The 26,854-nt window shown below is 43.6% G+C and carries 27 protein-coding genes; 22 read left to right on the top strand and 5 right to left on the bottom strand.

The features are described from left to right. Positions 1-269: 269 nt before the first annotated feature. From MHN32_RS13700 to MHN32_RS13690, 3 genes are all read right to left on the bottom strand, one after another. On the bottom strand, positions 270-617 hold the full coding sequence (locus MHN32_RS13700) for a RidA family protein (RefSeq protein WP_235368831.1): 348 nt from the start codon (positions 615-617) through the stop codon (positions 270-272). A gap of 176 nt (positions 618-793) precedes the next feature. Next, on the bottom strand, positions 794-1,519 hold the full coding sequence (locus tag MHN32_RS13695) for a transporter substrate-binding domain-containing protein (RefSeq protein ID WP_239422059.1): 726 nt from the start codon (positions 1,517-1,519) through the stop codon (positions 794-796). A 19-nt stretch (positions 1,520-1,538) separates the two neighbouring features. Continuing rightward, entirely contained in the window at positions 1,539-2,279 is a 741-nt protein-coding gene (locus MHN32_RS13690) for a transporter substrate-binding domain-containing protein (RefSeq protein WP_239422058.1), read from the bottom strand. A gap of 246 nt (positions 2,280-2,525) precedes the next feature. Between MHN32_RS13690 and MHN32_RS13685 the strand changes: the two genes are divergently transcribed. From MHN32_RS13685 to MHN32_RS13650, 8 genes are all read left to right on the top strand, one after another. Continuing rightward, entirely contained in the window at positions 2,526-3,200 is a 675-nt protein-coding gene (locus tag MHN32_RS13685; RefSeq protein ID WP_174169697.1) for a GntR family transcriptional regulator, read from the top strand. 14 nt (positions 3,201-3,214) lie between these two features. Continuing rightward, a complete protein-coding gene (gene prpB, locus MHN32_RS13680) occupies positions 3,215-4,093 on the top strand; it encodes a methylisocitrate lyase (RefSeq protein ID WP_010603812.1) in 879 nt (292 codons plus the stop codon). Positions 4,094-4,170: 77 nt separating this feature from the next. Continuing rightward, positions 4,171-5,292, top strand: a complete 1,122-nt coding sequence (gene prpC, locus MHN32_RS13675; RefSeq protein WP_239422057.1) for a 2-methylcitrate synthase — start codon at positions 4,171-4,173, stop codon at positions 5,290-5,292. Positions 5,293-5,366: 74 nt separating this feature from the next. Next, positions 5,367-7,961: a Fe/S-dependent 2-methylisocitrate dehydratase AcnD gene (gene acnD, locus MHN32_RS13670; protein ID WP_239422055.1), complete on the top strand. Its 2,595-nt coding sequence runs from the start codon at positions 5,367-5,369 to the stop codon at positions 7,959-7,961. A gap of 2 nt (positions 7,962-7,963) precedes the next feature. Continuing rightward, positions 7,964-9,139, top strand: a complete 1,176-nt coding sequence (gene prpF, locus MHN32_RS13665; RefSeq protein WP_239422053.1) for a 2-methylaconitate cis-trans isomerase PrpF — start codon at positions 7,964-7,966, stop codon at positions 9,137-9,139. A 148-nt stretch (positions 9,140-9,287) separates the two neighbouring features. Continuing rightward, complete coding sequence (locus MHN32_RS13660) at positions 9,288-9,887, top strand: LysE family translocator (RefSeq protein WP_239422051.1); 600 nt, start codon at positions 9,288-9,290, stop codon at positions 9,885-9,887. An 84-nt stretch (positions 9,888-9,971) separates the two neighbouring features. Then, the gene (locus MHN32_RS13655) at positions 9,972-10,577 is read left to right on the top strand and encodes a GNAT family protein (RefSeq protein WP_010603808.1); all 606 of its coding nucleotides are present in this window, start codon (positions 9,972-9,974) and stop codon (positions 10,575-10,577) included. Positions 10,578-10,601: 24 nt separating this feature from the next. After that, positions 10,602-10,949: a 2OG-Fe(II) oxygenase gene (locus MHN32_RS13650; RefSeq protein WP_010603807.1), complete on the top strand. Its 348-nt coding sequence runs from the start codon at positions 10,602-10,604 to the stop codon at positions 10,947-10,949. A gap of 5 nt (positions 10,950-10,954) precedes the next feature. On the opposite strand, the gene MHN32_RS13645 is transcribed toward MHN32_RS13650, so the two are convergent. Then, positions 10,955-12,556, bottom strand: coding sequence for a HAMP domain-containing sensor histidine kinase (locus MHN32_RS13645; RefSeq protein WP_239422050.1), 1,602 nt, complete (start codon positions 12,554-12,556; stop codon positions 10,955-10,957). Between the two features lie 177 nt (positions 12,557-12,733). Continuing rightward, entirely contained in the window at positions 12,734-13,747 is a 1,014-nt protein-coding gene (gene adhP / locus MHN32_RS13640; RefSeq protein WP_102058341.1) for an alcohol dehydrogenase AdhP, read from the bottom strand. Positions 13,748-13,852: 105 nt separating this feature from the next. Between adhP and MHN32_RS13635 the strand changes: the two genes are divergently transcribed. The 14 genes from MHN32_RS13635 (at position 13,853) to MHN32_RS13570 (ending at position 26,707) form a co-directional block, all read left to right on the top strand. Next, on the top strand, positions 13,853-14,008 hold the full coding sequence (locus MHN32_RS13635; RefSeq protein ID WP_206472577.1) for a hypothetical protein: 156 nt from the start codon (positions 13,853-13,855) through the stop codon (positions 14,006-14,008). Between the two features lie 154 nt (positions 14,009-14,162). Further along, a complete protein-coding gene (locus MHN32_RS13630) occupies positions 14,163-15,452 on the top strand; it encodes a class I SAM-dependent methyltransferase (protein ID WP_239422049.1) in 1,290 nt (429 codons plus the stop codon). Positions 15,453-15,538: 86 nt separating this feature from the next. Next, positions 15,539-15,898: a GNAT family N-acetyltransferase gene (locus MHN32_RS13625; RefSeq protein WP_239422047.1), complete on the top strand. Its 360-nt coding sequence runs from the start codon at positions 15,539-15,541 to the stop codon at positions 15,896-15,898. Beyond that, positions 15,898-16,497 carry a Crp/Fnr family transcriptional regulator gene (locus MHN32_RS13620; RefSeq protein ID WP_239422045.1) on the top strand — a complete coding sequence of 200 codons (600 nt, stop codon included), beginning with the start codon at positions 15,898-15,900 and terminating at the stop codon, positions 16,495-16,497. Before MHN32_RS13625 ends, MHN32_RS13620 begins: the two co-directional genes overlap by 1 nt. 70 nt (positions 16,498-16,567) lie before the next feature. Next, positions 16,568-17,014, top strand: coding sequence for an isoprenylcysteine carboxylmethyltransferase family protein (locus MHN32_RS13615; RefSeq protein ID WP_239422043.1), 447 nt, complete (start codon positions 16,568-16,570; stop codon positions 17,012-17,014). Positions 17,015-17,038: 24 nt separating this feature from the next. Next, complete coding sequence (locus tag MHN32_RS13610) at positions 17,039-17,200, top strand: I78 family peptidase inhibitor (RefSeq protein WP_010603803.1); 162 nt, start codon at positions 17,039-17,041, stop codon at positions 17,198-17,200. Between the two features lie 71 nt (positions 17,201-17,271). After that, a complete protein-coding gene (locus MHN32_RS13605) occupies positions 17,272-17,556 on the top strand; it encodes a hypothetical protein (protein ID WP_239422041.1) in 285 nt (94 codons plus the stop codon). 20 nt (positions 17,557-17,576) lie between these two features. Continuing rightward, entirely contained in the window at positions 17,577-17,780 is a 204-nt protein-coding gene (locus MHN32_RS13600) for a DUF1289 domain-containing protein (RefSeq protein WP_102058347.1), read from the top strand. Positions 17,781-17,980: 200 nt separating this feature from the next. Next, positions 17,981-19,231 (top strand): HlyD family efflux transporter periplasmic adaptor subunit, encoded by a 1,251-nt coding sequence (locus MHN32_RS13595; protein WP_239422040.1) that lies wholly within the window; start codon positions 17,981-17,983, stop codon positions 19,229-19,231. A gap of 12 nt (positions 19,232-19,243) precedes the next feature. Beyond that, positions 19,244-19,960, top strand: coding sequence for an ABC transporter ATP-binding protein (locus MHN32_RS13590; protein ID WP_010603799.1), 717 nt, complete (start codon positions 19,244-19,246; stop codon positions 19,958-19,960). A gap of 1 nt (position 19,961) precedes the next feature. Then, positions 19,962-22,358, top strand: a complete 2,397-nt coding sequence (locus MHN32_RS13585) for an ABC transporter permease (protein ID WP_239422038.1) — start codon at positions 19,962-19,964, stop codon at positions 22,356-22,358. Positions 22,359-22,362: 4 nt separating this feature from the next. Next, on the top strand, positions 22,363-23,745 hold the full coding sequence (locus MHN32_RS13580; protein WP_239422036.1) for a sigma-54 dependent transcriptional regulator: 1,383 nt from the start codon (positions 22,363-22,365) through the stop codon (positions 23,743-23,745). A 13-nt stretch (positions 23,746-23,758) separates the two neighbouring features. Then, the gene (locus tag MHN32_RS13575) at positions 23,759-25,015 is read left to right on the top strand and encodes an ATP-binding protein (RefSeq protein WP_239422034.1); all 1,257 of its coding nucleotides are present in this window, start codon (positions 23,759-23,761) and stop codon (positions 25,013-25,015) included. 177 nt (positions 25,016-25,192) lie between these two features. Then, on the top strand, positions 25,193-26,707 hold the full coding sequence (locus tag MHN32_RS13570) for an MSCRAMM family adhesin SdrC (protein ID WP_239422032.1): 1,515 nt from the start codon (positions 25,193-25,195) through the stop codon (positions 26,705-26,707). Positions 26,708-26,854 lie beyond the last annotated feature (147 nt).

The raw sequence follows: 26,854 nt of genomic DNA, 5'->3' as shown, positions 1-26,854 counted from the left end.
GTGAGCTTACTGTTCACCTTAGCTCAATATCAGACGACAACGCTTTTTTATTAAAGTTAATCCGATAAAGCGAGCTTATCAATCTCCATATGCTTTTTAATAGAGCGGATCTGTTGTGGTTCAATAAATCCGGACACTACTTTAGGTGGTATCATTACCACCTGACACTGCTGCGTCAAATACGGCTGTCAAATTTGATCAATATCTAAAAACCAAATCTGACAGATTAACAGTCAGCCTTGTTTAAACTAGGCTTATATTTTTTTAGACTAGATTTCTGCAGCAACCACCGAAATCTCAACAAGCAATGCATCACGGGCCATGCTCGCTTCTACGCAAGCGCGAGCTGGTGCATAACCTTCAGGCACCCATGCATCCCATACCTCGTTCATTTCTGCAAAATATTTCATGTCTTTAATATAAATTGTCGCAGAAAGAATGTGTTTGCGGTCGCTGCCTGCTTGAATAAGTAGCTCATCAACTTTCTCAAGCATGGTTTCAGTTTGTTCCTTAATTCCTTGTTCTGCGTCTTTACACACTTGGCCACATAAATAAACAGTACCATTGTGTTTTACAATACGGCTCATTCGTTGTTTGGTGTCAATTCGTTCAATCACTGTTTTTCCTTTCTAATCGTTACTGTAATCGGCAGGTTTAGGCTGAAATGTTATCTCTTTTTTATAAAATGAGCTACTTGCTTGGTATTGGTTTTGTGAAAAGCATCGACGGTTAATTGCTACCTACACAAATCAAGATACGTGAGAGTATTTTGAACTAAAGCAATTGGGTTTAGCTACAGCTCTAAAACGCGTCGGTAAGCTTCTGTTTTACTTATCTTAGTAAATGCACTACGTAGTCTCTCAACGATCGCTAACGGAAGCTGGTTGTTCGTTGCAAGGTAACCTTTGACCGAGAGTGCTTCCACATCGTATAAAAAGGTAAAGTGGTCGGCTGGAAGGTTAAGCTCCGAGGCCATGGTTTTGATATAACGCGGGTCATCAATCACTAAATCAACACGGTTTGTGACGAGTAATTCATATGACTTTTCGATGTCGCTGGTTTGAACAAAGTTAAACCCGAGTGCTTTAAGTGTGCCTTCGGCGATATCACCACGCTGAACCGCTATTTTGTATTGCCTGGCATCCTCAAGTGATTGAATTTTTATGTCCTCACGATAGCGATTGGTAACAAACCCTAAATGAAACACAGCAACGGGGCCAATCCAATGAAAGCTGTCTTCTCTCGCGGGGGTCTTTGCGATGCTATAAATTAAGGTATGTTTGTCATGCTGCGCTAATTTAAAAGCTCTAGCCCAAGGGTAAATAGAAAACTGTCCCTCAAGTTCAGCCGCTTTTAAAATCGCTTTGACCAGATCGGTACTTGAGCCTGCAACTTGGTGGTTTTCTATGGTTTGATTGGGTGGAGAAAGTTCCGTAACAACCTGTAATTTCGCCCATAAGGGCAACGGGCTAATCAGTAAAATAAACAGTAGTAGACGTCCAACAACAGCATTCGTCATTACCAAACAACTCCACACATTAATGCGTTAATCTATATTTAGCATAGATGGATTTTATTTTTCCGTCATTAACCATTCGTCGCAAGGCGATATTTATTTCCGTTTGTAGCTCAGTTAGATGAGGCTGCAAGCGCATATGTACGGGTAATCGGCTTATTTCATAGCAAGACTGAAATTTGCGATACTTTGGTTGTTGTGAAATATAGTAGTCTGCTGTCACCGAGCCAATCATGATGTAGTCTAAACGCTCATGTTCAAGCTGTGCGAGCAGTTCTTTCTCCGATACATTTTCATAAACTACGATCTTGTCTTCGCCCAAGTGCGCTTCAAAATTATCGTAACGATATCCTCTTACTTTGCCGACCAATGCGCCGTAAAACTGGTCAGGCCTATGCTTGCCTACACAGCGAGATTGATACCCAAGCAGTACTTCGGTTGAGAAGGCATAGTCGATGCTGTAAATCCCCGGAACGTCTGCCTCGGCCCGCCATACTTTATTGATCCCAGGTTCAATATCTATTTTACCTTGGTCGAAATAGCGCTGTCCTCTGGCGACAGAGAGCGGCATAAACTCAAATTGGTATGAAGTCAGTTTTGCCAACTCTTGAAAAATGTCGACAAAAATACCTTTGGGTTTTCCCTGTTCTTCAAAATAGTAAGGAGGATTAGCACCGTGATAGACCAGTACGGTATAGATCTTCGCCTGCGCTAAGCCGCTTATTAGCAGCAGGGAAAGTATTACTATTTGAAAACACCGCATCGTAATCTTCAGGCTAAAGTAAAGGTATCTTCATAATATGCATGATTTTTAAGCGGTGCAATTAATCCTTTCCTGATACCGTATCGAGATAAATACACCAGACTGATTATTTGTCACAAGCTATAAATATGGTGAATACTGCTTATATTTAGAATTGTCGACAATTTGCGGCGAGGCTGGTTGACGTGCGCGTCAACCAGCACTATATTGTCTACAACTTAAATTACTAAGACTGGCTAACTAATGATGAGCTTTTTTGACGAGCAAGCGGTTACTTCTTCTGATAAAGCATTCTTTCGTATGCGTAAGGAAATTGTAGAAGGGGAAATAGCGGCAGGTTCTAAGCTCAGCGAAATGGAATTGTCGACAAAGTATGAGGTCAGCAGAGCGGTTGTTCGCGAGGCAATTAATCGCTTGGAGTCATGTCACTTAGTTGAACGTAAAGCCAATGTAGGGGCGCGGGTTGTTACTCTCACACCGGAAGGGTTAATGGAGCTTTATCAGATCCGTGAAGCACTAGAAGGGATGGCGGCAAGGCTTGCAGCGCAGCACATGACTGACAGTGAAATTCAAGACTTAGAAGGTTTGTTGTCGAGTCAATTCGATGAAGTCAAAAACCAACATTCTTATTATCAAGAAGCGGGTGATCTCGATTTTCATTACCGCATTATTCTTGGCAGTAAAAATGCGAGCCTTATCTCAATGCTAGTCAATGGACTGTACCACTTGGTACGTATGTATCGCGTGCAGTTAGGGATGGCCGGCCCCCGCGTCACTACGGCATTTGACGAGCATAAACATATCGTCCGTGCGATCAGTAACCGCGACCCAGAACTGGCAGAAATACTGATGCGTCGACATATTCAATATTCTAAAAATAATATCGCAACCAAGTTAGCAAGCAATCAATCACACTTTTAAGAGAGAGCATCATCATGAGCGCAGGAAAAAAATTTCGTGAAGCATTAAAAGCCAATAAACCGCTTCAAATCGTCGGCACTATCAACGCATATAGCGCTATGATGGCAAAGAAAATCGGTCATCAAGCTATCTATCTTTCTGGTGGTGGCGTTGCTAATGCATCTTATGGTTTACCTGACTTAGGAATGACATCTCTAAATGATGTAATTGCAGATGTAAGTCGCATTACCTCGGCTTGTGATCTACCTTTAATGGTCGACATTGATACTGGATGGGGCGGCGCTTTCAATATCGCAAAAACCATCCGAGATATGGAAAAAGCAGGTGCCGCTGCGGTACATATGGAAGATCAAGTAGCGCAAAAGCGTTGTGGTCACCGTCCAAATAAAGAAATTGTGTCGACAGAAGAAATGGTTGACCGTATTAAAGCAGCAGTTGATGCGCGCACCGATCCTGACTTTTTCATTATGGCAAGAACAGATTCGTTTGCACAAGAAGGGCTAGAAGCGGCAATTGAACGTGCAAAAGCTTATGTTGCAGCAGGCGCTGATGGCATTTTTGCAGAAGCGGTACAAACTGAAGAACACTATCGCGCATTCAGCGAAGCACTTGATGTGCCCATCCTAGCGAATATCACTGAGTTTGGTAAGACAGAACTTTGGAACAAAGCTGAGCTGGGTGAGTGGGGCGTAGATATGGTGCTATACCCATTGAGTGCGTTCAGAGCGATGAACAAAGCGGCGGAGCTGGTGTATCAGTCTATTTTAGAAAATGGGGACCAGAAAGCGGTACTCGATACCATGCAAACCCGAATGGATTTGTATGATTACCTTGGCTATCACGATTATGAGCAAAAGCTCGATGCATTATTCGCCGAAGGTAAAAATAAGTAAAAATTAAAGCTGTTGAGGGTTGCTCAGCAGCACAAAATATCAATACCCAGCAGGTAAAAAATTCAGGAGACAATAATATGGCTAAAGTACTAAGTGGCGCGGGCCTTCGTGGTCAAGTAGCAGGAAAAACAGCACTATCAACGGTAGGTAAGTCGGGCTCAGGTTTGACTTATCGTGGCTACGATGTAAAGGATCTAGCTGAAAATTGTCAGTTTGAAGAGGTGGCTCACCTTATCCTTAAAGGTAATTTACCAAATCAAGCTGAACTAGACGCTTATAAAAGCGAGCTAAAAGCAATGCGCGGTTTGCCGCAGGCATTAAAAGAAGTATTAGAACGTATTCCTGCTGACGCACACCCAATGGACGTATTACGTACGGGTTGTTCAATGCTTGGCAACCTTGAAGGTGAAGCAAGCTTTGATGAGCAAGGTAAAGTAACCGATCGCATGCTAGCAAGCTTCCCAAGCATTATTTGTTACTGGTATCGCTTTAGCCATGATGGCGTTCGTATTGATGTGGAGACGGATGACGACTCAATCGGTGCACACTTCTTACACTTATTGCACGGCGAAAAACCAAGTGAGCTACATGAGCGTGTGATGCACGTATCACTTATCCTTTATGCAGAGCACGAGTTTAACGCGTCGACCTTTACAGCGCGTGTTTGTGCCTCAACGCTTTCTGATATGCATTCATGTATTACTGGTGCAATTGGTTCTCTACGTGGTCCACTTCACGGTGGCGCAAACGAAGCGGCAATGGAAATGATTGAGCGCTTTGAATCTGCGGATCACGCAGAGCAAGAAATGATGGGCATGCTAGAGCGTAAAGAAAAGATCATGGGCTTTGGCCACGCTATCTATTCAGAGTGTGACCCTCGTAACGAAATCATCAAACGTTGGTCTGAAAAACTAGCGGTAGATGTGGGTGATACGGTACTTTACCCTGTGTCTGTACGCTGTGAAGAAGTCATGTGGCGCGAGAAAAAACTATTCTGTAATGCCGATTTCTTCCATGCATCAGCTTATAACTTCATGAAGATCCCGACTAAATTGTTCACACCAATCTTTGTTATGTCACGCTTAACAGGTTGGGCTGCACACGTTATGGAGCAGCGCGCAGATAACCGTATCATTCGTCCATCGGCGGAATATACTGGCGAGGAGCTACGCCCAGTTCCAGCCATATCTGAGCGTTAATCGAACACTGTTCGAATCTATTCTGGCGGTCGCCATGGCCGCCTGTTCTCCGTCACCGATTGTTGGAAGTTGTTATGAATACTCAATTCCGTAAACGTTTACCTGATTCTGAGCTTTGCTATTACGATACAAAAGAAGCGGTAGAAGCCATCAAACCAGGTAGCTACGAGACTTTACCTTACACCTCACGCGTCCTTGCTGAAAACTTAGTACGCCGCGCTGAGCCTGAAAAACTCAATGATTATCTTGAACAAATTATCGAGCGTCGTCGCGATTTGGACTTTCCGTGGTTTCCTGCTCGCGTGGTTTGCCATGATATTTTGGGTCAAACTGCGCTAGTCGACCTTGCGGGTTTGCGTGATGCTATCGCTGAAAAAGGCGGCGATCCGGCTAAAGTCAATCCAGTCGTACCGACTCAACTGATTGTGGATCACAGCTTGGCTGTAGAGCACGCCGGTTATGAAGAAGATGCATTTGAGAAAAACCGCGCGATTGAAGACCGTCGAAATGACGACCGTTTTCATTTTATCAACTGGACCAAAACGGCATTTAAAAACGTTGATGTGATCCCGCCAGGCAACGGTATTTTGCACCAAATCAACTTAGAAAAAATGTCGCCAGTTATTCAAGCGCGCGACGGTGTTGCCTTCCCTGATACGCTTGTTGGCACCGACAGCCACACGCCACACGTTGATGCACTTGGTGTTATTGCCGTTGGTGTGGGTGGCCTTGAAGCAGAAAGCGTGATGCTTGGCCGTGCTTCCTACATGCGATTGCCGGATATTGTTGGTGTTGAAATCATTGGCAAACGCCAACCAGGGATCACCGCAACGGATATCGTACTGGCGATCACTGAGTTTTTGCGTAAAGAGCGCGTCGTTTCTAGCTACTTAGAATTCTTTGGTGAAGGTACGCAAGACCTTAATTTAGGTGACCGTGCGACAATTTCAAACATGACACCAGAGTATGGCGCAACCGCGGCCATGTTCTACATCGATGAGCAAACCATTGATTATTTGAAGCTCACAGGCCGTGATGACGAGCAAATCAAGTTGGTGGAAAAATACGCTAAGCTGACAGGGCTTTGGGCTGATTCTTTACAAAACGTGCAGTACGAGCGTGTACTTAAGTTTGATTTGTCGACGGTGACGCGTAATATTGCCGGTCCTTCAAATCCGCATCGCCGCGTTGCAACTAACGACCTTGCTAATCAAGGTATCGTTAAAGAGATTGAAGCGCCAAAAGATGGTTTGATGCCAGATGGCGCGGTGATCATCGCTGCTATCACCAGCTGTACGAATACCAGTAACCCACGCAACGTAGTTGCCGCAGGCTTGCTAGCACGTAATGCCAATAAATTAGGCCTTGCTCGTAAATCTTGGGTGAAAACGTCTTTTGCACCGGGGTCAAAAGCGGTACGTTCTTATATGGAAGAGGCAAAGCTCCTACCTGAGCTTGAGCAGCTCGGTTTTGGTGTTGTTGCCTTTGCTTGTACGACTTGTAATGGCATGAGTGGCGCACTTGATCCGAAAATTCAACAAGAAGTGATTGACCGTGATTTATACTCAACGGCAGTGTTATCGGGTAACCGTAACTTTGACGGTCGAATTCACCCTTACGCAAAACAAGCCTTCTTAGCTTCACCACCGTTGGTTGTGGCTTATGCAATTGCAGGCACCGTGCGCTTTGATATTGAAAATGGTGTTTTAGGTCGCGACCAAGAGGGCAATCCAGTCACGCTTAAAGATATCTGGCCAAGCGATGAAGAAATCGATGCGGTGATCAAAGAAAGCGTAAAACCAGAGCAGTTCCGCGCCGTTTATGAGCCAATGTTTGACCTCTCGGTAGACTATGGTGAAGACAACGACCCACTTTATCAGTGGCGTCCAACGAGTACCTATATTCGTCGCCCTCCATATTGGGAAGGGGCACTCGCGAGCGAGCGTACCATGAAAGGCATGCGTCCATTAGCGATTTTAGGGGACAACATCACGACTGACCATTTATCGCCATCGAATGCGATTTTAGCAAGCAGTGCGGCGGGTGAATATCTGGCCAAAATGGGCTTACCAGAGGAAGATTTCAACTCGTACGCGACACACCGAGGTGATCACTTAACGGCGCAGCGTGCGACATTCGCCAACCCCAAACTGTTAAACGAAATGGTGGTAGAAAACGGTGAAGTAGTACAAGGTTCACTGGCGCGTGTTGAGCCTGAAGGCAAAGTCACCAGAATGTGGGAAGCCATCGAAACCTATATGGAGCGTAAACAGCCGCTGATCATCGTTGCAGGCGCAGATTACGGCCAAGGTTCGTCTCGTGACTGGGCTGCAAAAGGTGTGCGTTTAGCTGGGGTAGAAGTTATCGCAGCGGAAGGCTTTGAGCGTATTCACCGTACTAACTTAATCGGTATGGGTGTACTACCGCTTGAGTTTAAAGCGGGCACGACCCGAAAAACGCTTCAGCTCGATGGCACAGAAACCTATGACGTTGAGGGTGAACCGGCACCTGGTGCTACATTAACACTCGTGATTAACCGTCAAAGTGGTGAGCGTGTAGAGGTGCCTGTGACTTGTCGATTAGATACCTTTGAAGAAGTGTCTATTTACTCTGCAGGTGGTGTACTGCAGCGCTTCGCTCAAGACTTCCTCGAAGCGGAAGGCGTATAACCATGAGTCAATTTAAGCCGCAAATTAAAATTCCCGCCACTTATATGCGTGGCGGCACCTCTAAAGGGGTGTTCTTTAATTTAACAGATTTACCCGAGTACGCGCAGCAACCGGGTGAAGCGCGAGATAACTTGCTGCTACGTGTGATTGGCAGCCCAGATCCCTATGGTAAACATACCGATGGCATGGGCGGTGCAACTTCTAGTACCAGCAAAACCGTGATCTTAAGTAAAAGCGACAAAGCCGACCATGACGTGGACTACTTATTTGGTCAGGTTGCTATCGACAAACCATTTATTGATTGGAGCGGAAACTGTGGCAATTTAACGGCTGCGGTGGGGGCATTTGCAATCAGCAATGGCTTAGTCGATGCGAATAAAGTGCCAGAGAACGGTGTTGCTGTCGTTAAAATCTGGCAGGCGAATATTAGCAAAACCATAGTAGCGCATGTTCCAATCAGCAATGGAGAAGTGCAAGAGACGGGCGACTTTGAACTGGATGGCGTAACTTTCCCAGCAGCAGAAGTGGTGGTTGAGTTTATGGATCCAAGCGACCCAGATGTTGATATGTTTCCGTCGGGCAATCTCGTCGATACGTTAACTGTGCCTGATGAAGGCACCTTTGAAGTGACCATGATAAGTGCCGGGATCCCAACGCTTTTCTTCCGTGCTTCCGATTTAGGTTATGAAGGTACAGAGTTACAAGAAGCAATTAATGGAGACCCAGCTGCACTAGAGCGATTTGAAAAGATCCGTGCTTATGGCGCAGTTAAAATGGGTTTAATAGGTCATATTGACGAAGCGAAAGTTCGCCAACATACCCCAAAAATTGCCTTCGTTGCACCTGCTAAATCTTATGCTGCGTCGAGCGGTAAAGCGGTGGCAGCCAATACCATCGACTTAAACGTTCGCGCCTTATCTATGGGTAAGTTGCACCATGCGATGATGGGAACTGCCGCTGTGGCGATAGCAACCGCGGCGGCAATTCCTGGCACTCTAGTTAACGAAGCCGCTGGTGGTGGTGATCTTAACTCCGTGACCTTTGGACATCCGTCAGGCACCTTAAAGGTTGGCGCTGAAGCACTGCAAGAGTCTGGTCGTTGGCAAGCTAAAAAAGCCGTCATGAGCCGCAGCGCTCGCGTGCTAATGGAAGGCCGAGTTCGCGTCCCAGAGGCGTAGCTCCATACTAAATTAAAGGCTCTGTTCCCAAGAGCCTTATTCTCTACATAAGAAAACTCCCGAGTTGTTGCTTGGTCGTTAAGGTGTGCCTGTCATTCGGCTTTTTCTTTGATTTCCACCATGCAGACTTGAAATTCATAAGGACGATATGATGTTTGAAGCTTTACTTTCTGTGGCAATCACAACCGCGGTGTTGCTTGGTTCACCCGGTCCTGCGCCACTTGCGCTGGCTGCAACGGGGGCGAGTCAAGGTGTTAAAAAAGGCTTCCCATTCTTAGCAGGTATTTTGACAGGATTGCTTGTTGCGGTGATCTTTGCAGCCACTGGAATTGCAGGGTTACTGGTGAGTCAGCCTCAGGTGACGCTTGTACTCAAATGGCTTGCAGCCGCCTACTTAATTTATGTTGCCTACAAAATTGCAGCAAACAACGCGGCGCTTGGCAGTGCAGGTGCGCAGCTACCGAGCTTTAAGGATGGGTTTATTCTTAACCTCCTCAACCCCAAAGCCTACGCGGCTTGTATCGCTATTTTTGCGACGGCTTCGGTGCCGGCAAGCTCAAACCTAGTTGCTACGCTACTTGCCGCTAGCGTGTGCTACGTGGTGGCGATAGTGGTCGACACAATGTGGCTGGTATTAGGTGGTGTGATTTTTAAAACACTGAATGATGAGACCGTACTTAAACGGATCCGAATTGGTTTTGCGTTGACTTTGGTTGTGCTCGTTCTTTACGGGCTATTTGTGGTTTGAGGTTGATGGGAAGTCACAGGCATAGCTTTTAGACTTGAATAGATGTAATAATCTGAGTTATGCAACCGTCACTCAGAAAAGCCAATGATCGCCCCACCAGATGAAAACAACGTCCCCATAAGTGACATCCGTGTTGAATTTTCGGACTCGGCATTTGCTTTGAGAACGTTAAGAGCGGGTGAATATCAACGGTTGGAGCGTCTGTTTTCGCTTAGATATGGTGAAGAGTACGATGCCGAAGAGTTATTAAAGTTGCGACAACAAAGAGTGCTAGTACCTTTTTTACAAGCAGCTGAAGATAAATCAAAGCACTGTATTTGTGTGCGGCAAACTCAAACGCGCGAAATGCTTGGCATGATCTTAATTACAGTCGATGACTCAGCGGCCAAAAAAGTGCTGGTAGAAGAGAGTTGGTTTATCCACGATACTCTGTTCGACAAGGTGTTTTGTTTATTCGTGACAGAGTATTTGAATACGCTAGGTTTCGCTTTGGTTGAATTTAGAGTCGACGAGCGTAATGATTTAGTACGCCGGTTGGTTGAGCAACTTGGTGCGTGTTTTGATGGCATATTACGTCGTGCAGGTGTTTATCGGAACGAGTGCTTCAACCAAGCTGTGTACTCTATTTCTCAGGAAGAGTGGCAGTGCGTTGTTCCTCTGTATTCTATTTACAAAGCATTGCCACAATAATAATGAAGCTTAAAGTGTGCATTTATGGAAAGTAAAGCAAAGTATTTTCGCTGGCAACTTGGCAGACAACAGTCCGGCTATCAAAAAATGTTACTAGCAACCGCGATGTGGCCGGTTAAGTTTGATATGTATTTACTGAAGTTTCCGACTGGATGCGAAGTACCACCGCACACCGATAAAGTCGTTTCAGGGAAGCATTTCAGGCTAAATATTGTTTTAAAGCGGGCGAAGTTAGGCGGTGAATTTAAGTGTAAAGATCCGCTCTATAGCAGCAGTCGCATCAAACTTTTTAGACCCGATAAATCAGAGCATTCTGTTTCAAAAGTAGAAGCGGGTACTCGAGTGTTGTTAAGTATCGGCTGGGTCCGTTAGCGCGACTAGCTCGGCAACTTGATAATGATGCATGTTCCGGAATTAGATTCTGTTTCACACTCAATTACGCCATTAAAATACTGAGTGACAATAGCGAGCGCAACACTTAGCCCTAAGCCCAGGCCTTTTTGTGTGCGATTACCGACAACAAAAGGATCAAATACTTTATCTTTGATTTCATGTGGAATACCGCCGCCGTTGTCCGTGACTTTAATCGTATATCCAAGTTTTGAGGTTTGAGCCGATATAATCACACATGGGCTTTGCACTGAGTTATCAGCAAAGGCGTGGTAAAACGCATTTTCTATTACAGGTTGGAAAATCTGCTGTAACAATCTCTCTGGGGCGGTGATAGCAAGTACTTCGGGAATATCTAAGGTAATATCAATATGTGGGTGTTGATTGGCAAGCTCACTCACACAGTGTGCGATAAGCGGTTGTAAGTAAACTGGCTTTACTTCTCCTTCAAATCCAGTATTGGTGATGATTTTGAGCTTGTCGATAATACCGGTTATCCGCTCGGTACTATTGACGACGAGCTTGGCACAGCTTTCGATATTTTCTATCGAATGCAATAAAGCAGACTTAGCTATTTCATTTTTATTTACCCTTTGTCTTACCCCTTCAACAAGCAATAGTTGGTTACTGGAAGCGGTCATGGCGACGCCAATCGGCGTGTTAATCTCATGAGCAAGTCCTGGGATCAATCGCACCAGCGTTGCTGACTTTTCGGCGTTTATCAGGCGTTTTTGAGTCTCACTGAGTTCGCTGATCGCGTGATTAAGTGCTTTGTTTTTTTCTATTAACTCTTCAGTTTGGCTTTTTACCTCCGTATTTAGATAATCAATAATACTTTTACGGATGGCCGAACGAGAGTTGTACAACGCGATGAGACTAAGTAATAGCAAGATAAAACAAACAAACGCGGCGCTATAATAGGATTTTACCTTTTTATTGCTGCTTGCAAGGAGTGAGCTGAAATCCTGCTCTCTGCGTTCTAAAAAGGCATTGATGTGCGTCATTATATGTACTTTACTTTGGAGGTAAGCCTCGCTGTACAAAATCTTGAGGGCCTGTTGATTTTTCCCTGCTACCACGAGTTCAAAGGCTTCACGCTCAAGTGACACGAGTGCTTCACTTTTATCCTCTGCATTTCGCAACATAGTTAATTCATCCGTAGAAACTCCGTTTTCTAATAATAATGTCAGCAGCGCTTTTGGTGCTTCTTTTTCAAATGGCGCCAGACCCTCTTTGACCAGCAACATGTCCCAATAAACGCGGTGCAAATGCTTAGGGCGAGGGGAAGTGCCGTTACGGATCGTTAAGATCTCATCAAAAAATTGCTTAAACTTAGGGTTGCCTGTGGCGGCATAAGCCCGCGCCATCATGGTGAGTTGATCTGAGCTGAGTCTTAACTCTTGGGATAAACGAACAAGATTAAAATTTCTTTCTATTTCTTGCTCTTGCGCTTCTTTATTGACGAATGCTAAAAATGTGAACACCACAGAAAGAAAAAAAAGCAGCATGGAGAGCGCTGATATATGGTAGAAGTACTTAAAGCTAAACGACTGACTTGGGTGAAGTATGTTGCTTTGACTGGCTGCCATGTATTCAACGTTGTTAAGACTCGAATACACAAAGTATAGTTAACCTAAGCTCGGAATAACAATTTGTTCTCTGGCCGTTGTCATCCCTCGTTCTGGTTGGTCGTTCTAGGCTCTTGTCACTTTGCCTAAGTGAGAAAGCAGCCAAATGGCTATCAAGTATTTGGCTGCTCGATGGGTCTAGTCGAAAGTAAGTACGATCCTGCCGTTAATGTCGCTATTGAGCATATCGTCAAATATATCGTTGATTTGCTCAAGTGGCTTGGTTTCAATAATGGCCTTTACCTTGCCCTCAGCGGCAAACTGCAAGCATTCAGTGAGATCTTGACGGGTACCAACGATGCTGCCAACAACACTGATACCTTTAAGAACGGTATCAAATATAGGAATAGGCATTTCCTCTGGTGGTAAGCCAACGAGCACGCAAGTACCGCCTCGCTTCACGCTGTTAAATGATGTCGTAAAGGCAGGCTTTGAGACTGCGGTACAAACTACGGCTTGGACTCCTCCTAGCTTATTTTGCATCAACTCTGCGGGATCGCTCTGCTTAAAGTCGATACATAGATCGGCGCCAAGCTCTTTTGCTAGTGCTAACTTTGATTCGCCAGTGTCAACTGCAACTACATTCAGCCCCATTGCTTTGGCGTATTGCACTGCTAAGTGACCAAGGCCTCCTACACCAATAATGGCAACCCATTCACCGGGTTTAGCTTTCGATACTTTTAGTGCTTTATAGGTGGTGACGCCCGCGCAGAATAGAGGAGCGGCATCGACAAATGACAAGCCTTCGGGGATTTTTACCACGTAGTTGGCATCGGCTTTACAGTACTGTGCGTAACCGCCGTCGACGGAATAGCCGCTATTTAACTGCTCTGGACATAAGTTTTCGTCGCCTTTTAGGCAGTGTTCACAATGACCGCAGGCGCTATGAAGCCAAGGTACACCGACTCTATCACCAACGGCTAGGTGTTTAACATCGTCAGCTTTTGCGATAACAGTACCCACACCTTCGTGACCAGGCACTAGTGGTAATTTAGGCTTAACTGGCCAGTCACCATGACAGGCGTGTAAGTCGGTGTGACAAACACCACAGGCGGCTATTTCAACGATGACCGATCCTTGTGTAAGTTGCGGTTTCTCAATTTCTTGAATTTCTAACGGTTGTTTAAATTGGTGCACTAACGCTGCTTTCATCTTTTTGCTCCTTGATTGATTCGATGGTAGCTTAGCAGCTATAACCAGAAACAACTTGATCCGAAACAATGAATGAGATGAGAGTAAACAAAAATGGCGAGCACAATGCTCGCCAATTCATTACTTAATTACAAAAAAGTAGGGTGTTATTTTCTTCTACGTAGCAGCGCCAGTGGTGCAGCTAGTAGTAACCAAGATAGTGAGTCATTTGAAGGTGTTGATGTTGGATCTGGTGTAGGTGCTGTCGAAATGATGAATTAAGCGCTACTTTTATATTGTTGATTCAAACTAGAAAACCGATCACGGTGAGTTGATTTAAGGTTTTTATTGCAAATATATACACTCTATCTTTAAATGATACTTTAAATAAGAATAAGTACTTAATACGACAGCGTTTTATATCATGGGAAAGCATATGGATCTAAATAGCTTTAAAAGCAGGTGTTTAACAGGAATTTTCGCTGCAAATAAGGAGTCTCCTGAACTGACAACTTTGTTTGACGAGTTTGTCAAATTCTTTGGTACACTGAGTGGAGTTGATACTCAGTTTGATATGAATGATTGGAGTTGTGTTCATACTGAATATGGTGTTGCTATTTCTCCTGTTCAGGCAGCTAAATGCTCTCAAGAACTGCTGCGCAGTTTGATTTTTATGCAAGGTGTAAAAGCGGCTATCGAAGATAAACAGCAAGAAGGGTTATCTGAAGTTCATATTTTATACGCAGGCACTGGTCCTTACGCCACGTTGCTGCTTCCATTGTTAGCACTACATCCCAACCTTCCTGTTAGGGCAACCCTGATTGACATACATCCAGAAAATATAGCTGCGGTAAAAAAGTTAATTGATGCTTTTGATGTAGAGCACCGTATCGAACGCTTGGTTTGTTGTGATGCATTAAAATGGCAGGATGAAGAAAAATGTAGCTTTGATATCGTGATTTCTGAAACGATGACAGCATTACTAAAAAGAGAGCCACAAGTTTGGATCTTCAAGCACTTATTTCCCTACCTAAAAGAAGACGGTATTTTGATCCCTGAGTCTATCGCGTTGTCGGCAATGTTAAATAGAAAAGGGGAGCAAATACACGTTGGAGAATTTTTTAACTTACAGAAGTCTTCGGTACAGAAGCTCAGCCGTGGTGACGATACGTTATTACGTGGGGAGTTGATTATCCCGGATAGCCACCAGCCTGGAGATGGCTTTAAGTTGCAAACGGATATTATAGTCTATGGCCATTATGTCCTTGGTGAAAATGAATGCAGCCTCAATATTCCTTTTACTATTCCATGTGAGGCGACAAATTTATCTGCTGGCGCTATTGTTAAATATGAGTACACCAATTATGAATCTCCTGAGTTCGTGTTCAACTTCCCAGCATCGCCGCGTTTTGTGCAAGATAATCACCTTGCACCAATAGATGAACAGGGGAAGCTTGGCCTTGTCGGAATAAAAAGTGCTTTTCAGCATTCTCAGCTCATCAAGTATGGTAAGAATGTGGCGATGCCTGAAAATATTTGGTTATGTCAGCAAGCTTTATGTGAGGCTTGTGATATATCACTCCAAGATTGGCTATCGCAACTTTATCAGTCAGCTACATTAGAAGTTTTTGAAGCGTGGCTGATCGAGCAAGAATCGAGGTTACAGGATAGCCTTTTCATTAATGAACTTAATTCAAAACTCTTACTTAACTATAAAAGCGAATGAGATGCTCATATTAGTTCAAGGGGTTTTTTACACAACCTCCAGCTTTGAGCAAAATGGAGAATGCGGATGATAATAAGGAATTTATCTTGAGCAATTCGCTGCTTGTTCATCAGCAGTTATTTTCTGAGCCCAACATACACTATTTAACAATCCACTCAGATAGTGAAATAGTTGGCTTTATAATTTTAGCCGTTGAACCAGAACTGAAAAGTGTTGAATTTTGCCGGATTGTGGTTGCTAAAAAGGGATTGGGAATAGGGCAAGAAGCGATAAATCAGATGGAAAAATACGTGTTAGAGGAGTTGCGTATAACGCGAGTTTGGCTAGATGTTTTTGCAGATAATACGCGAGCGCAGCACATATACCAAAAGCTTGGATATCAGCAGTTCGATACGATACCTTACGACAATAAAATCCTGTTAATATTCGAAAAGCACTTACACTAATGTCTAAATCAAGTAACGAAAATTATCAAAAATGGTTAGCTGTATATGGGCGGTTAGTGGACTTCTCACTTGAGGATTGGCTTCTTATGGCTCCGTATATAAAAATCGGTCATATCACAGCCGATACGATGCTATTCGAACAAGGTGAGAAAATCTCGAGTGTTTATTTCTTATTAGATGGATATGGACGTTATTTCTACCTAGATGAAAAGGGTAATGAACGGAACAAATCTCTGCTACAGAAGGGCGGGGCATTCTCTTGTTTATCTTGTTATCTAGAAGAACAGCCGAGTCCATTTTCAACGCAAACGCTAACAGACTGTGTTATTGCCGAAATTCGCTATGCTGATTTAATCACTGTATCTGAGCAAAACCTCAACTGGGGACGGTTTGTGCGCAAAATTTATGAACAGTTAGTGCTTAAAAAAGAGAAACGCGAAGCGGCGTTACTCCAGTTAAGTGCAAAGGAAAGGTACTTACGCTTTATCACGGAAAATCAAGCATTAAGCCGCTCGGTTGCTTTGCGCCATATCGCAATGTACCTTGGGATCACGGATGTATCGCTGTCGAGAATTAGAAAAGAGCTTGGCTTAACATAGGTTAAGGCACAGCAACAAAATTCGCATTACCTTATCTCTAATTATTGTTCTAAAGGTAAGGAATAACATCATGAAAAAGCTACTGCCTCCTATTTTACTGTTTTTATTTGTCATATTGATGCCTGTGGTGTGTTGGTTGATTGCTGCACCACATTTTATTTATTACCCTTTAAATCTGTTAGGGTTAATACCGATTGCTTTGGGGTTTGCACTGGCCAAGTCGGGCAGCATGATATTCGCGAGGGAAGAAACCGATATTATGACTTTCAATAAGCCTGATAAATTAGTGGAGGCTGGGGTATTTCAATATACCCGCAATCCCATGTACCTAGGTTTTGTCATTGCATTACTAGGCTATGCCGTATTAATCGGTGGTGCACTCGTGTCATTTTTGTTTGTGACTGCTTTTTTACTTATTGCCGACAGATGGTACATTCGATTTGAAGAAAAAATGATGGAACAAACTTTTGGAGATGCCTATTTACGCTATCAAAGGAGAGTGCGTCGTTGGCTTTAAACATCCAGCATAAATAAGGGTTAAATGGTGCAAGATATTGATTATTCAAAATCCCTACAAACAATCGTTGGAAAAGTGGTTAGGGTGTATCAATCTGGAGATATGCTTACCCAAGATCATCAACCTCAGCGACTTAATATTGAGTTAAACGACGCGCAACAGGTCGTGCGTATGTGGTGGGGATAGCCCCACCCAGTTTGTATATTGATTGATGAAGATGATGTATTTCGTCCAATAAAATGACTAAAGGTAACAAGATGCATATTGGCCTAGTTAAGGTATTTTTTGTTTTAGCCACGCTCACGAGCCTAGCTGTCTATGCCGTTAGCTACGATGAAATAACAGATATTGATGCGCTAGCGGCGCATTTTGATGAGCCCACTTTTGAACAACACTTCTTAGAAGAAGACATGGAGTTCATTTGGTTTTACTTTAAGGATATTGACCATTCCTTTTTAGTTAATACCGAAACGGGAGAGGTCTGCCATCATTTTAAAGGCAAAAAGAGAGAGTCTTGTTTTCCGGCAAGTTATTTTGAGTAAATCTATTTAAAGGAGCTGCGATGTCACACTCAAGTTGTAATTTGGTTCAATCTCCTTGCATCAGAAAGTGTTGTTTGGATGATAAAGATGTGTGCTTAGGTTGCTTTAGAACGTTGGACGAAATCACCAGCTGGACAAGTTACAGCGAAGATGAAAAGCTCAAAGTCTTAGCGCATTGTACGAGGCGCAAACAGCAACATGCTCAGAAATATAATAGGAATTGACCTCTCTATAATGACAAAGCAAAAATAGCTCAGCTTTTGTCTCGCTTTTGGCACAGTCATTACTGTAGTCGTGTCTCATTTTCGAGACATGCTTTATCGGGTATTATCTTAATTTATTTTTATGTTATTGATTTATAATTAGAAAAAGTTTGGCCTGAAATTTGATTCATCAACTGTATTCTCAAAGTGGAGTACAAAGTATGGATATAAAACTGGCGAAAACAAAGCGCATGCCGATTAAGAAGCTCGCATTGCTTGTAATTGTGCTACTTGTGGTCGGTTTGGTGTTTTTTGCCAAAGCGTATACCCAAAGTGCATCAAACGTGGTTTTCCAAGAAGAGTTAATCGTTGCTACAGTCCAACAGGGCGAGTTTGAACTCAGTGTTAAGGGACTTGGTAGTCTTGCATTGGAGAAACGCCATTTGGTTACCAGTAGTAGTGGCGGCAAAGTAGTTGAAGTGCTGGTTAAACCGGGTGAAATGGTCACTCAAGGTACGCTACTTGCTCGGCTTGAAAATCCATCACTGCGCGAAGCGCTCATTCAAAAACATAGCCAACTTACCAAAATTTCAGCACAACATGAGGCTGAACTTGCAGAGTTAAAGGCCAAAGTGCAAGAGGCCCACACCGCACATCATGATGCTTTGTTGGGTTATAAAGCAGACAAAATTCAGTGGCAGGCGCAAAAAACCTTAATAGAAAAGGGCAATAGCACTATCTCTATGCTTGATCATCAACGCAGCGAGTTTGCAATGCAGCGTAGTCAAAAGCAAGTGGAGTTACAGCAAGCTAGGGTTGCCACTCAGCAACAAGTACAGCAGGCGAAAGCCAAAGCGCAGCTGGCTGAGCAAGCAAGCCTACGATCCGAAATTAAGCTACTTGAAGAGAATATCGCAGCGCTTGATGTGCGCTCGCCAATCACTGGACAAATTCAGGATGTGCTGATTGAAGTGGGCATGCAATTGTCTAATACCAGTTCAGTTGCAGAGGTGGCAGATCCGCGTTTGCTGGTTGCTAAGATAAACATCGCGGAACTAGATGCGCCGCATGTACAAGTTGGGCAGTCGGCTACAATCGATACTTACACTTCGCGTTTTAACGCCATCGTAAAACGTGTTTCCCCAAAAGTCACCAATAGCCAAGTTGAAGTGGAGCTGAGCATTGAAGACGCTTTGCCAAGAGAAGCCAGAGATAAACTCAACATTGAAGGGGTTATTGTAACGAGCTATAAACCCGAGGCTATATTCGTCGCAATACCGGCCAATGCCATTGCAAATAATCAAGCGAGCGTGTTTGTTGTTAATAAACATCTCGCGACGAAAAAAACGGTTAAATTTGGTCAGCGTTCGGTAAACTACATCGAAGTGCTTGAAGGCCTTAATAAAAATCAAACTATCATTATTTCCGATATGGAAAAGTATACTCAAGATAGCCAAGTGCTAGTGCGTTAACAGGACACTATTATGAACTCAGTCATTCAACTTAATAACATCAAAAAGCGGTTTCAGACGGATGAAATTGCAACTCAAGCACTAGACGGTATTAATCTCGTGGTAGAGCCCGGCGAGTTTGTGGCTATCACGGGACCTTCGGGGTGCGGCAAGTCTACGTTACTGTCAATTTTGGGCCTGATTGATGAGCCAAGTAACGGCGAGTATTTTATCAGCGGTAACCAAGCATTTAATTTGAGCTCAGACGAGCGTGCTCATATTCGCGCTAACCATATAGGCTTTATTTTTCAGGCATTTAATCTTATCAGTGATTTAAATGTACTTGAAAATGTCATGTTACCGCTGACTTATATCGGCGGCATTAGCCAAAAAGAAATGGAGCAAAAAGCCAAAGATGCACTGGCGATGGTGGGGTTAGAAAACCGAGTCAATCATTTTCCCTCTCAACTTTCAGGTGGTCAGCAACAGCGGGCCGCAGTTGCAAGAGCGTTGATTAACAGCCCCGACCTCATTCTCGCCGATGAGCCGACTGGTAACTTAGACTCAAACAATGCCCAGCAAGTGCTAGGGTTGTTGAGCGAGCTTCATGCTGCTGGCAAAACGATATGTATGGTAACGCATGATATTGAATCAACGACCTACGCCAGCCGGGTGATCTCAATGCTTGATGGCAATATTTTACGAGATAAAAAGCAGCTTGACCGTGTAAGTAAAGTCGTTGGAGCTTAGTATGGGATTACTTTTAGATTTTCGCTATGCGCTGAGAAACATCGCAAAATCAATGCGATTTACGTTATTGATGATGTTTATTATGGTTGGTAGTTTGACCATATCATTGATTGGCTTTAATTATATTTATACCGTGGCATTCTCACATAGCCAAGTAGGGAATGGCAGCTCTGAAATCAGGATCTTCAAGGTTCGCAACCCTATCAGCACGCAAAATCGATTTGAATATAGCATGCTGCCACAACTACGAGAACTTGATGAAGTTAAGCAACTTGAGGAGTGGCTTTATATTGCACCTGTGAGTGTTTGGGTAAGTGACGCTGAGCGAGGAAATCATTATCGAGGCTCCTATGTTGATGAGCGCTTTTTCCAGTTTATGGATATTAAGCCTGAGCTCGGGCGATTTTATACCGCTGAGGACTTTGTGGGATCAGCTCAAGATGTAGTCGTGATTTCAGACTATCTATGGTCGCATTTATTCCAAGGTAGCGAAGATGTTATTGGGCGTACGATGATCGTTGATCAAAAGCCCTACGAGATAATCGGCGTGATGCCCAAACGTAATAACTTCCCGATATTTTCTAAACTCTGGCTACCGCTTAAAGGTAATAACGCAGCACCTGCTGATGCTATTGATATTATTTATAAGATGCCAAACGAGGTGGTAGAGTCAAAGCTGGAGCAACGCTTAAGTTTATTCTTCACTGACTATGCAAAGCAACGCGCTAGTCAGTCAGAGCTCGAGGTGGATAAAACAGTTCGAGTTGAATCAATGACTTTAGTAGAATACAACACTGATGGTGAGGCGATATTTGTATTTACCCTATTTATGATAGGTATCGTACTTATTTTGCTTATTTCCTCAATCAACATTAGTAACTTACTCTTTGCCAAAATAATCGAGAGACAAAAAGAATCGGCTATTCGTGCCGCGATTGGTGCGAAAAAATTAAGAGTTGTTCAGCAGCATGCCTGTGAGGGCTTTATTTACTGCTTTAGCAGTTGGGTAGTGGCGCTATTGCTAACGGATCTCGGTTTGCGGGCACTAAACTTTGTTATTAATATGATGATTGGTGGCAAAATGCCGTACTGGTGGTATTGGCAATTAAATACCATCACTATCTTGGTGTCATTGTTGTTGATAAGCTTTGTATTTGCTATTGCTGTGCTGTTACCTGCGGTGAAAACCGCTAACTTTAACATCAATGATGTACTGCGAGACGGCACGCGAGGTGCAACCGGCAAACAGGCTGGATTGATGTCAAAACGGCTATTGTCTTTGCAGGTGACTTTAGTGAGCTTTATGCTGATGGCGTCGAGCACCATAGGTTATGTGATGTACTCTATGGCGGGAAACATCGACGGAGAGACTCTCAAAGGGGTGCATTCCACTGAGCTGCAATTTCAAGCTGAAAACGAATTTTCGAGTGATAAAGCGGTCGAAATGGCAAGCGCGTTGGTTGTGGGTATGACACTGGATCCTGCTTTTAAAGAAGGGCGCGTGTATCAGCGTGAGATTGAACTTGATGTGCAAACAAGCGAAGGCGAAGTCTACACCGATAAAATCATAAATATTGAAGCTGTAACTCATCTTTTCAATCGCGAACTGCAAAGCGGCAGAAACTTTACCGCACAAGACAACACAGAAGCGGCACCCGTGGTGATCATTAGTCAGTCTCTCGCAAAGGCTTTGTTTGGCAGTGAGGATGTATTAGGACGCTCACTGATGTTACGTGATGCAAAATGGCCAAGTGCTAAAATAATTGGCATAGCAGTGGATGAAATGAGCGTTGTCGCCAGTGAACGTCGTCATGAGGTCTATTTTAGTTTTCGTCAATATGCGCCAAAGGATAACGCAATGGCGGTTAAATTCGTCACTGAACTGCCGCCAAGCCAAAGTTATGAAGCGTTCTATCGCGTGTTAGGTAGGCTTTCAAGTAAGCTCGAAACTAGCTATGTTTTTGATCACTACGACAACCATCGCTCTATGATGGGGGCATTCACTAGCATCATTTATGTGTTTTTGATTGTGGGTGGATTTGCCTTAACGCTTTCTTTAATCGGCATTTATGCCATGGGCCTTAGTAATATTAATAAATCTAGCTATGAAATAGGCATCCGCCGTGCGCTTGGCTCCAAAGATCGCCAGATCATGTTGTTATTTATCAAGAAAAATCTAACTCATACCGTTACAGGGCTGACTATTTCTGCATTAATTTTCTATATCTTGTGTTATCTTGCTGTAGACTTTTTCCGTGGTATTGTGCCGTTTAGTGTTATGTTTGGTGCGGGTAGCATTACTTTGCTACTGGTATTTGTTGCGGTATGCCTTGCGCTTTATATCCCGGTGAAACGCAGCATAAAAGTCCAACCTGCGGTTAGCTTAAGAATGGAATAATAATTTGAAAAAGGTGTTAATAGTAGACGACTCGCTTGATATTCAAGCGAGTCTGAAGTTTTTACTTGAGGATGAAGGCTACGCCTGTCACGGTGTGGTGACACCAGAGGCAGCATTTGATTATGTCAGTACACAGGAAGTGGACTTGGTGCTATTGGATATGAACTTTACCCATGACACCACCAGTGGCAAAGAAGGGTTGGCGGCGATTGCTAAGCTCATTCAAATAGATCCGCTTTTACCCATTGTGGTGATGACTGGTTGGGCGACATTAGACCTTGCCGTTACTGCCCTAAAGCAAGGAGCGGCCGATTTCATTGAAAAGCCATGGGATGATGAGCGCCTTGCTCATAGCATCAAAGTACAAATCGAGAAGCGAGCTGACAGACAATATTTAGCGCGGCTATCTGCTGAAAACGAACGCCTTAAACAGCCCCAACAAACGATCAACTTTGTTACGCAAAGTGAGAAAAAACAGCGTGTGCTGACACAGCTCACCCAGTTGGCACAAAGCGATATGAACATCTTGCTGACCGGTGAAAATGGCACAGGAAAGAGCTATTACGCACAGTATGTACACGAGCACTCAAGTCGTGCTGGTGGCAGTTTTATTTCGATTAATATGGGGGCAGTGAGCGACGAGCTATTTAACTCTGAGTTATTTGGCCATAAAAAGGGGGCATTTACTGATGCGAAAGCAGATCGAGTGGGTGCATTTACACTCGCAAGTAATGGCTCGTTGTTTTTAGATGAAATTGCCAATTTATCTTTGCAATCTCAAGCAAAGTTGCTTCAAGTGCTAGAAGAGCGGAAGTACGCGGCAGTTGGCAGTCACAAAGTTTTGGATAATACTGCGAGAATAATTTCTGCCACCAACTGCCAACTCAATGAAGCGATTGCCAATAACCAGTTTCGCCAAGATTTATATTATCGATTAAATACTATAGAAGTAGAAATACCGCCTTTAAGAGCGTGCCCAGAGGATATCTTGCCATTAGCAGAGCGTTTTTTAATGCGCTTTAGTCAAGATTACAAAAAACCACCACCAATCATTATGCCTTGTGCTGCTAAAGCACTGAGTGCTTATGACTTTCCTGGCAATGTAAGAGAGCTTAAACATATGATGGAGCGCGTGGTATTTACATGTTCAAACGCCCGAGTATTTGCCAGCGATTTGGCGCTCAGTCCCACACCGCACTCAGCGTTGCAATCGGTGAATACTGCTACTGTGAGCACATCAGAAAATCACGATTTAACGCTGGATGAAATTATTGAGCAAGCACTATTTAAAAGACTGGAATTTCACGGTGGTAATGTATCAAAAGCGGCGAAGAGCTTGGGACTATCGCGCAGTGCGTGGTATCGCAAAATGGATAAATATGAGTAGGAGATAAGCAAGCTTGTTTTATCGATTTGGACACTGGTTGTTAAGTGCATTACTACTCGTTATTGCTAACGTTCTGCTCCTTGTGCACAATTACCCGGTTGCACTCGTTATATTGCTAGATTTGGTATTTGCGCTGTGTTTTGCACTGCTCACTTATAAATATAGCTCTACAAGACAAAACACTATTAATCTCATTGATACCTTGTTGATATCGCTTCGCCAAGGCGATTATGCTCTAAGAGCGGCACATGGCAAAGACGCACAATTATATTCAACGGTGGAACACTTAAACGCGCTTGCACAAACCATGCAAGCCGATCAGCGAGCGCTGGCAGAGCAAAGCGACCTGCTAAAGCAAATCATTGAAAAGCTTGATTGTGCACTTATCGTGTTTGACAAACAAAGCGTTGCATTTGCCAACAGCTACGCTGAGCGCACCTTTTTTGACTGTTACAAAGACGATGCCTGGCGCTGGTTTCAGTCATTACAAGCTCAGCAAAAACAAGGAAAGGTTACGGTGATGCTTGACGGTACCGAGCATGCTTTTTTGCTTGAACACGACAGCTGCTACATTGCCAATAAACCTCGCACTTTACTGGTTTTAAAACAGCTCGATAGTATTTTATATCAACAAGAAAAAGACGCCTTACAGCGGTTTGTCCGTATTTTAAGTCACGAGATCAATAACACCATAGCGCCGATTGGTACGATAGCTCGCAGCCTAACCAAGCGCCTAGACCGTGAGTTAGATTTAGAAAGGTTTACTAGTGGGCTGTCACTCATCAACGAGCGCGCCAATTACCTTAAATCTTTTATGGGCAACTATGCCTCACTTGCCAAATTACCTCCTGCGCATAAGCAGATTGTTGCACTCAGTGAGTTTTGCACTCAGCTACAAAGTATCTACCCTCAGCTAAAGGTAGAAAGCACAGCGGACCTGCTCGGTTTTTTTGATACGAGTCAAATCAAACAGGTGCTTTGCCATCTTATTAACAATGCCCAAGAAGCGTGCACACCTTCGCCAGAAGTCACACTCAACATCACCTCCGATGCAGACAAGTTAGCGTTTACGGTCACAGATACAGGCCCCGGTTTTTCCAACCTAAACGAAGCTGCTGAAGCATTTTACACCACCAAAGCTGATGGCAACGGCATAGGCCTTATGCTCTCTCGCATTATTATTGAAAACCACGGTGGACAACTCAAACTAGGCAATAACTCAAGCGGTGGTGCAAAAGTCAGTTTTAGCGTAGAGCGTGGTGGAGGTTGAGTGCTGAAAGCAGCAAAAATAACAAAGAGACCCCGAGCAACAGTAACGACAAAGTAACGAAGACACCCAGTGTAATGTATTCAAAATCATTAGTGAAAGAGTACAAGTATGAAGCGGGTCGCAGGGTGAAAAATTTGAAAGACTTTAATTAAAAAACAACATTAATAAGGATTGTTTATGACATCACGATGCATTTTATTGGCACTTGCACTGGTTAGTACAATTGTGTTTGCAACTCCACATAATAGCTCGCTTGACCCAACTAAGGGAACTTGGCAAAACAAAGATGAAGATGGTGATGGTGTGTTAGACGAGCATGATGAGTTTCCATTTGACAGTCAACGCGCTCGTTATCCCGAAATTGTCGAGATTGAACCTAATGATAACCCCAGCAATGCGGTAAAAGTTGCGCATCAACTTCCGTTTAAAGTAAAAGGGGTTATTTCAAATGCGGGTGATAATGGTGATTTGTACCAATTTAGTGCAAACAAGGGCGACTATATCTCAGCTCGCATTACCTATAGCTCCGATAATTTTAAGCCTAAAGTGTATTTTTCCGAGCAAGGTGGTTTTGTGATCAACTCATCGCAGATCCATACCCATAGCGCACTCAAAATGGCGCATATCCTGACTAAAATACCCCATGACGGAAAATTCAATTTGAGCGTCATTGATGATTTTTCGGGTGGCGCGCCGGACTATTCCTATGAAATTTACGTATTTAAAGATAAGGACACCGACGGTATTGATGATCATGCAGAATATGCAATTGGTGTTGAACCAACTCGTATTGATACCGATAGAGACTCTATCCATGACTTCTATGAATATTATGTAAAGCAAGGTGCTACACTTGATGAGGACAATAACGGGGTAATTAACTTATTAGACTTAGACAGTGATGGCGACGGCATTAGTGATGAGCGCGAAGGCTCAGGAAATGCAGATCAAGATGATAAATTAAACTTTTTGGATCTTGATTCTGATAATGACGGCATAGCGGATGCCGACGAAAAACTCAACGCGAAAGGATGGCCGGAAGACTCTGACAAAGACGGGGTTGAGGATTTTATCGATCTCGATAATGATGGCGACAAAGTGTTAGATATTTATGACGCCGAGCCGTATGAGCGAGTGCGAGGCTTTAGATTAAGCGATTCACCGAGTGTACAAATATCCTCTCAAGCCGGTTATTACAATGGCTATTCATTACCTCGAATTTATCGTATCGGCGATAGTGTTGTATTTACTGGTGATGACTTTGCCGGGCTGGAGAACCCAAAAGTGGTTATCTATAACGGTGAAGAAATTTATAATATCGCGCCAACATCGCACACTAACTCAGCGCTAATCTTTGAGCTCAATCTACCATTTCGCAAATATAAGGCATTTATTTACACTCGAAATAAGCGTTCTAATGAAGTGCGATTAAGCCCATACAAAGCGGGTTCACCGTTAATATTTGGATATGCCTCAATCAAAGTTCAAGAAGGTGAGCAATATGAGCTTAAGGGAGTGGGGTTTGATGATAAAACCCGCATCATAATGGGAAATAAAACACTTGTTCCTTCAACTCATACACCATCTAGTCTTACATTTACGATACCAACCGGTATAACAAAAGGCATATTACAATTAACGAATAATGTTGGAACGAGCAATAAGGTTCGGTATCGGGTGCAAGCACGCTAAAAAATAAAGAACGATAGTAGACCAATGAAGATTAAGAAAGAAGATTAAGACATATATGGACGCTCAGCTGCTGTCAAGTAATACTCATCCAACAAGGTTGTTTTAACAGCCTTGTTGCTTCTTTTATTTATCTCTCATTTACTATTT

Source organism: Pseudoalteromonas sp. Of11M-6, from assembly GCF_022347905.1.
In the GTDB taxonomy this organism is placed as follows: domain Bacteria; phylum Pseudomonadota; class Gammaproteobacteria; order Enterobacterales; family Alteromonadaceae; genus Pseudoalteromonas.
Note: the sequence above shows the minus strand (reverse complement) of the source record. Positions and strands in the feature narration are given on the sequence as shown.

What these genes read in the sequence shown, in the direction of transcription:
- MHN32_RS13585 (WP_239422038.1), top strand. Translation starts at nt 19,962, where the DNA reads ATGGGATTACTTTTAGATTTTCGCTATGCGCTGAGAAACATCGCAAAA.
- MHN32_RS13600 (WP_102058347.1), top strand. Translation starts at nt 17,577, where the DNA reads ATGTCACACTCAAGTTGTAATTTGGTTCAATCTCCTTGCATCAGAAAG.
- adhP (WP_102058341.1), bottom strand. Translation starts at nt 13,747, where the DNA reads ATGAAAGCAGCGTTAGTGCACCAATTTAAACAACCGTTAGAAATTCAA.
- MHN32_RS13690 (WP_239422058.1), bottom strand. Translation starts at nt 2,279, where the DNA reads ATGCGGTGTTTTCAAATAGTAATACTTTCCCTGCTGCTAATAAGCGGC.
- MHN32_RS13590 (WP_010603799.1), top strand. Translation starts at nt 19,244, where the DNA reads ATGAACTCAGTCATTCAACTTAATAACATCAAAAAGCGGTTTCAGACG.
- prpB (WP_010603812.1), top strand. Translation starts at nt 3,215, where the DNA reads ATGAGCGCAGGAAAAAAATTTCGTGAAGCATTAAAAGCCAATAAACCG.
- MHN32_RS13655 (WP_010603808.1), top strand. Translation starts at nt 9,972, where the DNA reads ATGATCGCCCCACCAGATGAAAACAACGTCCCCATAAGTGACATCCGT.
- MHN32_RS13635 (WP_206472577.1), top strand. Translation starts at nt 13,853, where the DNA reads ATGCTCGCCAATTCATTACTTAATTACAAAAAAGTAGGGTGTTATTTT.
- MHN32_RS13570 (WP_239422032.1), top strand. Translation starts at nt 25,193, where the DNA reads ATGACATCACGATGCATTTTATTGGCACTTGCACTGGTTAGTACAATT.
- MHN32_RS13605 (WP_239422041.1), top strand. Translation starts at nt 17,272, where the DNA reads ATGCATATTGGCCTAGTTAAGGTATTTTTTGTTTTAGCCACGCTCACG.
- MHN32_RS13595 (WP_239422040.1), top strand. Translation starts at nt 17,981, where the DNA reads ATGGATATAAAACTGGCGAAAACAAAGCGCATGCCGATTAAGAAGCTC.
- MHN32_RS13645 (WP_239422050.1), bottom strand. Translation starts at nt 12,556, where the DNA reads ATGGCAGCCAGTCAAAGCAACATACTTCACCCAAGTCAGTCGTTTAGC.
- MHN32_RS13660 (WP_239422051.1), top strand. Translation starts at nt 9,288, where the DNA reads ATGATGTTTGAAGCTTTACTTTCTGTGGCAATCACAACCGCGGTGTTG.
- prpF (WP_239422053.1), top strand. Translation starts at nt 7,964, where the DNA reads ATGAGTCAATTTAAGCCGCAAATTAAAATTCCCGCCACTTATATGCGT.
- MHN32_RS13650 (WP_010603807.1), top strand. Translation starts at nt 10,602, where the DNA reads ATGGAAAGTAAAGCAAAGTATTTTCGCTGGCAACTTGGCAGACAACAG.
- prpC (WP_239422057.1), top strand. Translation starts at nt 4,171, where the DNA reads ATGGCTAAAGTACTAAGTGGCGCGGGCCTTCGTGGTCAAGTAGCAGGA.
- MHN32_RS13615 (WP_239422043.1), top strand. Translation starts at nt 16,568, where the DNA reads ATGAAAAAGCTACTGCCTCCTATTTTACTGTTTTTATTTGTCATATTG.
- MHN32_RS13695 (WP_239422059.1), bottom strand. Translation starts at nt 1,519, where the DNA reads ATGACGAATGCTGTTGTTGGACGTCTACTACTGTTTATTTTACTGATT.
- MHN32_RS13685 (WP_174169697.1), top strand. Translation starts at nt 2,526, where the DNA reads ATGAGCTTTTTTGACGAGCAAGCGGTTACTTCTTCTGATAAAGCATTC.
- MHN32_RS13620 (WP_239422045.1), top strand. Translation starts at nt 15,898, where the DNA reads ATGTCTAAATCAAGTAACGAAAATTATCAAAAATGGTTAGCTGTATAT.
- MHN32_RS13610 (WP_010603803.1), top strand. Translation starts at nt 17,039, where the DNA reads ATGGTGCAAGATATTGATTATTCAAAATCCCTACAAACAATCGTTGGA.
- acnD (WP_239422055.1), top strand. Translation starts at nt 5,367, where the DNA reads ATGAATACTCAATTCCGTAAACGTTTACCTGATTCTGAGCTTTGCTAT.
- MHN32_RS13630 (WP_239422049.1), top strand. Translation starts at nt 14,163, where the DNA reads ATGGATCTAAATAGCTTTAAAAGCAGGTGTTTAACAGGAATTTTCGCT.